This is a genomic window from Ensifer sp. 22460 (genome assembly GCF_052044935.1).
GTDB lineage: Bacteria > Pseudomonadota > Alphaproteobacteria > Rhizobiales > Rhizobiaceae > Ensifer.
The window spans coordinates 1-5724 of record NZ_JBQENZ010000065.1; the positions used below are offsets into that span (position 1 = coordinate 1).

Consider the following 5724-nt stretch of genomic DNA (forward strand, 5'->3'; position numbering starts at 1 on the left):
TGAAAACAGCAGGTCTTCGCCAGCTTTGCTCAGCCGAAGGGGGCGCTGACGACCTTGAACCTTGTCGGGGACCTCTTCGATCCATCCCGCGTCCAGCATCAGCTTGAGGTTTCTCGTCAAGGTGGAGCGATCGAGGCAGTTGGCTCGGCCGATTTCGGCACGCGTCGCGACGCCCATCCGCATGATTGAACCGAGTAAGGTGTGTTGCGAGGACACTAGGCCGAACGGCCGCAGTTCCTCGTCGAAGATGTTGGTCATAACGCGTGAGATAAGGCGCGCCCGCGAAATTACGCAGGCATCTTCCAGTTCCCGCAGCATTGCTCGTCTATCGTCGGGTAGGGAACGCAGGTTCATAGTCTCTCGATGATGCATCTACAACATGTAGTCAACCAGTATCGCGTTTCAAGGAGGATACGAAACCCTGATGTTTCAGCGCATGCCACGGGCGATGATCTGCATAAACGCCGGAACGTTCGCTCTCGCTGGAAGCTGCCGTTCGCCGTATCATCGACCTCCACCGGATCTGTGGCAGCAGCCGGCCCGAATAACTTTCAAGCACCTTACGATAGTTGTCGATCTGATCCAGAATGACGGCAGACACAGGGAAGACCAGGCCGGACGGATTGAAGCCGCGCTCGGCCAGAACATGATGGATGAGATAGCGGTGAAAGCGGCCGTTGCCATCTTCGAAAGGATGGATGTAGACGAACCCGAAGGCTAGGGCGGCGGCAGCAAGCCCCGGATCGAGTTCCTGGGCCGCTCCCCTGTCGAAAGCAGTCAGCCCGTCAATCAGCTCCGGCAGATCCTCATGTCGCGCGCTGACATGATCAGGTATGGGGGTCCCAGAATTGCGGTCGTGCTCGCCGACGCCCCCCCTCGGTGCGCAGTCCCAAATACACGAAGCGCGCGTCGCCGATGACTATGCGTTGCAGGCGCTCCAGCTCCGCGCGGTCTGCAATGCCATGAATTTCAATACCCGCTCGTGAAAATCGGTTCCAGTGGAAACATTTCCTGAAAACTGGTACTTTGCAACTTCAGGCTACGACCGGGTCAAGTAGTGACATGAAGTCCCGGCAATCGCCGGTACTAAGGTTCGAACCTGTTCAACGCGAGGAGGGGTTTCAAGGTTTGGCTCTTGAGGGGACCGTGGAAGGGCATGTCCAAAAACGTCGCGAAGAGCCTCATGCGCCTTCCCGGCTCAGGCGCACACGCCCCTCTACCTCAAACCCAATCCGCCCGCGCCCGAGGCGGATGAGGCGGATCGGCAGCCGCTTTTCTTCGAGCCGGCGCCGCAAGAGCAGTAGCCGTGTTTCGAGGTTGTCCTTGAAATCCGGCAGGCGCAGCCCACTGTCCAGGCGGATTTCCCTGTTCGTGAATTCGTTGCGTCCGCTCGTGAGATGTTGGTCCAGCATGAAAGCGAGCAATCGCCCGGCCACGCCCTTGATGACATAGTTCCCGTCGATGAAGATACTGTCGTCGAAGCGGTGATGTGCGACGTGAATGGTCCTGTCGGTAGCCGGCGAAAGCTGCACCGCTCGACGGCCCACTTCCGCCTCCTCGGAATTCCGCTCGCTGAAGGCGAGCGCCAGCGCCGCCTGCCGGGCGATGATCGACAGTGCCGCCTCGTCGGCCTTGGTGAATGCAAGTCGCGCACGGCTTTCGAAGAACAATGCACCACGAACGACACCGGCGACGATGAGCGGCACTGCGATCTGGCTCATCGCATCCGGCATTCCGGGCAGCACGATCGACCGGGTGCGGTTCTCATCGCTCGATGAGTCGCGCACCGCTGCGTTGAGGCGACGCACGCGGCTCATGTCGCTGACTTTGACGATGCTGCCGCTTTCTGCCGCCGCGCCGATGACACATTGGCCGAGCTCGACGTCCGAGCCGATACCGGATGGCGCATAGCCCAGGCTGCCGATCGTGACGAGCTGGCGCCGCTCCTCGTAGAGCTCGAGGAACAGGCCGTGCTCGAAGCCGAGCCAGGATCGGATGCCGCCGAGCGTCGCATCGACGATGCCGGCGGCATCGCTTTCAGCGGCGATCATTTCGATGACGCGGGCCGCCGCCACCAGGCGATCGCGCGCGGGCGAGGGGTTCCGTTCGGGCTCAATCGTCGATCGGATGCTTTCAATCCTGAGCACTCGGAAGACATCGAGGCCGCGCAGCCGCATGATGCCCGCCATGCCGACCTGGGCACTCGTGGCGTCGAGATGCCGCGACAGTTGCTCAAAGAGCGGCCCGTCGTCGAGCGAATAGGCAAAGGCGAGGTCCAGGCGGAACTGGGCTCCGTTTCGCGCATCCACGGCAACCAGCGCCGCCTGCGGGTTGAGCCGGATGTTTGCCGATGTCTTGGCGAAGAACTGGTTCGAGAGCGCGACATGATCGCCGTCCACCATGGCGACATGCGAAAGATAGGAGATATTCGGAACGCCATTGCCGTCGGCGGTAGCAATGATCGACGGCACGACCCCTTCGAAGCAAGCCTCGAGATTGAGAAGATCGAGCGTCACGTAGCCGCGCTCCAAAGCCTGGTGCCGGCAAGGGCGCCGGGCGTCTGCAGGAAGATCTCTGCCACCGCGATGCTGACAAGAAGCGGGTCGCGGTTGGACAGCCACGGCGCGATGATCTCTGCGGCAACTCCGAGCCGCATCAGCGTGGATACCATATCGACGAGATAACGGCTGGAGCGTTCGATCTCCTCGACTTGCGCGGCGCGGAGTGTCGCCTCGCCCTTGATCTGATAGGAGACGTAATCCGCCGGCCGCGAAAAAGTGATGGCAACACGTCCGTTTGTCTTGAGATTGGCCACGGTTCCCGGCCATTGCCAGCCCGACAGCACCAGATGGATCACGCGTCGGTCGGCCGACGCCCAGGCCCCCGCCCCGCGCCCGATTTCGGGTTTCAACGCCTCATCGGCCGTCCCGATGATCTGCATCACCGGGCTTTCTATGAAGCGGGCCAAGTTTTCGTCGATCATCGGTATTGGTCCCCCTTGGCTTGACCCTTACAGCAATTAGGCAAGTTTTAGGATTCCCGCTTCGCCGCTTAAGAAGCTTTTAGGAAACGGCCTCCCGCGAGCCGGCTAAAGAAAGCGGCAGCAAACAGGAGGCCCGACATGCAAGATAATCGCCCAGTAAGAATGCCCGAAAACGCCGTCGCCGTGATCGGCGGCGGTCCCGGTGGCCTTGTCGCGAGCCGGTGGCTCAGCGCCCACGGCCTAGTGCCGACAATCATCGAAGCGGCGCCACGCCTCGGCGGCCAGTGGAATTCCGCATCCGCCACCAGCGCCACCTGGCCCGGCATGCGAACGAACACAAGCCGCATTACGACGGCGTTTTCCGACTTGAACCATGCGCCGGGCACTCCCGCCTATGTCCGGCAGGAGGAGATGCTGAATTACCTGGAACGCTACGCCTTTACTTTCGGCCTGCTGCCGCATCTGCGCCTCGGCAACCGGGTGGAGCGGCTCGAGCGGTCGGCGGAAGGGGGCTGGCTCATCCGCTCGGCTTCCGATGAAACGACGCGGGCTGAGATCTTCCGGCAGGTAATCGTGGCGACCGGCCGCCACAATCTTCCGCACGTGCCGGAACTCGCCGGTCTCAAGTCCTTCGACGGCGCGCTCGGGGTTGCGCACACCGCGCAATATGCCGGTGCGGAGCGATATCGCGGGCGAAAGGTCGTCGTGGCCGGTTGCTCCATCAGCGCGCTCGAAATTGCCTCCGACCTAGCATTCGGCGGCGCGACGGAAGTGGTTTCGACCAACCATCGCCAACGCTATGTCCTGCCGAAGATGATTGCCGGGGTCCCGACCGACCATGTGATGTTCACCCGCGCGGCAGCCCTTCTTGGGGAGGTCCTGCCCCCGGAAGAACTGGCGGCGGGCATGAAGTCCACCGTCGTGAAGGCCGCCGGTCGGCCGGACCAGTTCGGTGCACCGGCGGCAGCCGAGAACATCTTCGCGGCCGGCATTTCACAATCGCAGAACTTTCTTCCGGCAGTGGCGGAGGGCCGGATCGCGGTGCGCCCCTGGATCGAAAGCCTCGAAGGCCGAACGGTCCGCTTCTCGGACGGTTCGGCCTTCGAGGCGGATGGCCTGCTGTTCGGTACCGGCTATCGCCTGTCGCTTCCCTGGCTAAGCAGGGATATCTCCGAGACGATCGGCCACGATGGTAACCATCTCGACCTCCACGACCACACGTTCCACCCGGACCTTCCGAGGCTTGCCTTCCTCGGTCTTTACGACCTCATCGGCCCCTATTTTCCGGTCCTCGAACTGCAGGCGCGTTGGATCGCCTATTGCTTTGCAGGGCGGCAGCCCTTGCCCTCACTAGAGACGATGTGGGCGGGCGTCGAGAAGGTTCGAGCGATGCGCTCCGGCCAGCCGAGCCTGCCGATGCACGTCGCCGCCTTGATGTTCGCGCGCAATGCCGGCGTCGAGCCAGATCTCGTCGCGTGGCCGGAACTCCAGCGCCCGCTTTTGTTCGGGCCGCTGTCACCGGTCTCATTCCGGCTCGAGGGGCCCGATGCAGATCTGGGCGCATCCGCCAAGATCTGGGCCGCCGCGGCCGCTTTCGGCGCAATCCAGGATGGCTGCTTCACGTCAGAGGAGGAGTCGGTGCGCCGGCTCGTCGGCTCGCGCATGACACGAACAGCAGCCTGACAAGAGCGGCGGCGAGGTGACCTTCTATCGAGCAATCGTTGTTCTCGTTATGTGCTTCTAAGATGGTGTAACGGGCGGAACCCGGCCCGGCAGGTTTGAAGGGCCGGTGGTCGTGAATACTCGAGCGTGTGTGTGGTGGATGCGGATGGCCGGATCATCCGGGAAGCGAAGATCCTCAGCGAACCCGATGCGCTGATCGCCTGGTTCGGCGCGCACGGCGTGGCGATGGAGCGCATTCGTCTGGAGGCCGGCCCCCTGTCGCAGTGGCTGCATGCCGGGATGGTGAAAGCAGGTCTTTCCGTCGAGCTGATCGAGACACGCCACGTGCGTGCCGCCTTCAAGACGATGCCGGTCAAGACCGACAAGAAGGACGCCCGGGGTATTGCGCAGTTGATGCGGCTTGGCTGGTTCAGGCCGGTCCATTGCAAATCTCTTGCCGCCCAGGAGGTGCGTGCGCTGCTGACTGCCCGCAAGCTCATTCAGGGTAAGCTTCACGACATCGAGATGAGCATCCGGGGCATCCTGCGCGGCTTCGGCCTCAAGGTCGGGCCGACGACACGGCGCACTTTCGCGGGACGTATCCGCGTGCTGATTGCAGGTCATTCGACCTTGGAAGCGATCGCTATGGCACTGCTGAAGGTGCGCGACGCGCTTGTGCATGAATTTGCGGGGTTTGAGCGCAAGCTGCATGCCATCGCCCGCCAGGATGACAACGCACAGCGGCTGATGACGACGCCAGGCGTTGGCGTCCTGGTGGCGCTGACGTTTGTGGCGGCCGTCGATGCGCCGGAGCGATTCCGCTCCTCCCGCGCGGTCGGGCCGCACTTCGGATTGGCGCCGAAGAAATATCAATCGGGCGAGACCGATCATAGCGGTCGCATCTCGAAGATCGGCGACATGGGGGTGTGCGCACCGCGCTCTTCGAGGCGGCCAACGTCATCCTGACGCGACCGGTCAAAGGCTCCGATCTGAGGGGCTGGGCACTGGCGGTCGCAAGACGTGCCGGCCCCAGAAAGGCGCGCGTGGCGCTGGCCCGCAAGCTAGCGGTGGTGTTGCAT

General features: G+C 62.8%; 4 protein-coding genes and 2 pseudogenes. 2 read left to right on the top strand and 4 right to left on the bottom strand.

The window, feature by feature from the left end:
- The 4 genes and pseudogenes from ACTJKM_RS35905 to ACTJKM_RS35920 all read right to left on the bottom strand — a co-directional run.
- A partial coding sequence (locus ACTJKM_RS35905) for a MarR family winged helix-turn-helix transcriptional regulator (RefSeq protein WP_440661100.1) occupies positions 1–318 on the bottom strand: 318 nt, incomplete at its 3' end.
- Positions 319–514: 196 nt separating this feature from the next.
- A pseudogene (locus ACTJKM_RS35910) lies at positions 515–953 on the bottom strand (Fic family protein); the annotation flags it as partial.
- Between the two features lie 228 nt (positions 954–1181).
- The gene (locus ACTJKM_RS35915; RefSeq protein ID WP_440661881.1) at positions 1182–2516 is read right to left on the bottom strand and encodes a GAF domain-containing protein; all 1335 of its coding nucleotides are present in this window, start codon (positions 2514–2516) and stop codon (positions 1182–1184) included.
- Positions 2513–2941, bottom strand: coding sequence for a hypothetical protein (locus ACTJKM_RS35920; RefSeq protein WP_440639386.1), 429 nt, complete (start codon positions 2939–2941; stop codon positions 2513–2515). Before ACTJKM_RS35920 ends, ACTJKM_RS35915 begins: the two co-directional genes overlap by 4 nt.
- A gap of 180 nt (positions 2942–3121) precedes the next feature.
- Here ACTJKM_RS35920 and ACTJKM_RS35925 point away from each other — a divergent pair, with 180 nt between their 5' ends.
- Together ACTJKM_RS35925 and ACTJKM_RS35930 are read left to right on the top strand one after the other, a co-directional pair.
- Positions 3122–4666: a flavin-containing monooxygenase gene (locus ACTJKM_RS35925; RefSeq protein WP_440661882.1), complete on the top strand. Its 1545-nt coding sequence runs from the start codon at positions 3122–3124 to the stop codon at positions 4664–4666.
- A gap of 126 nt (positions 4667–4792) precedes the next feature.
- A pseudogene (locus ACTJKM_RS35930) lies at positions 4793–5724 on the top strand (IS110 family transposase); the annotation flags it as partial.

Coding starts and splice junctions, on each gene's coding strand:
- ACTJKM_RS35925 (WP_440661882.1), top strand. CDS start 3,122: ATGCAAGATAATCGCCCAGTAAGAATGCCCGAAAACGCCGTCGCCGTG.
- ACTJKM_RS35920 (WP_440639386.1), bottom strand. CDS start 2,941: ATGCAGATCATCGGGACGGCCGATGAGGCGTTGAAACCCGAAATCGGG.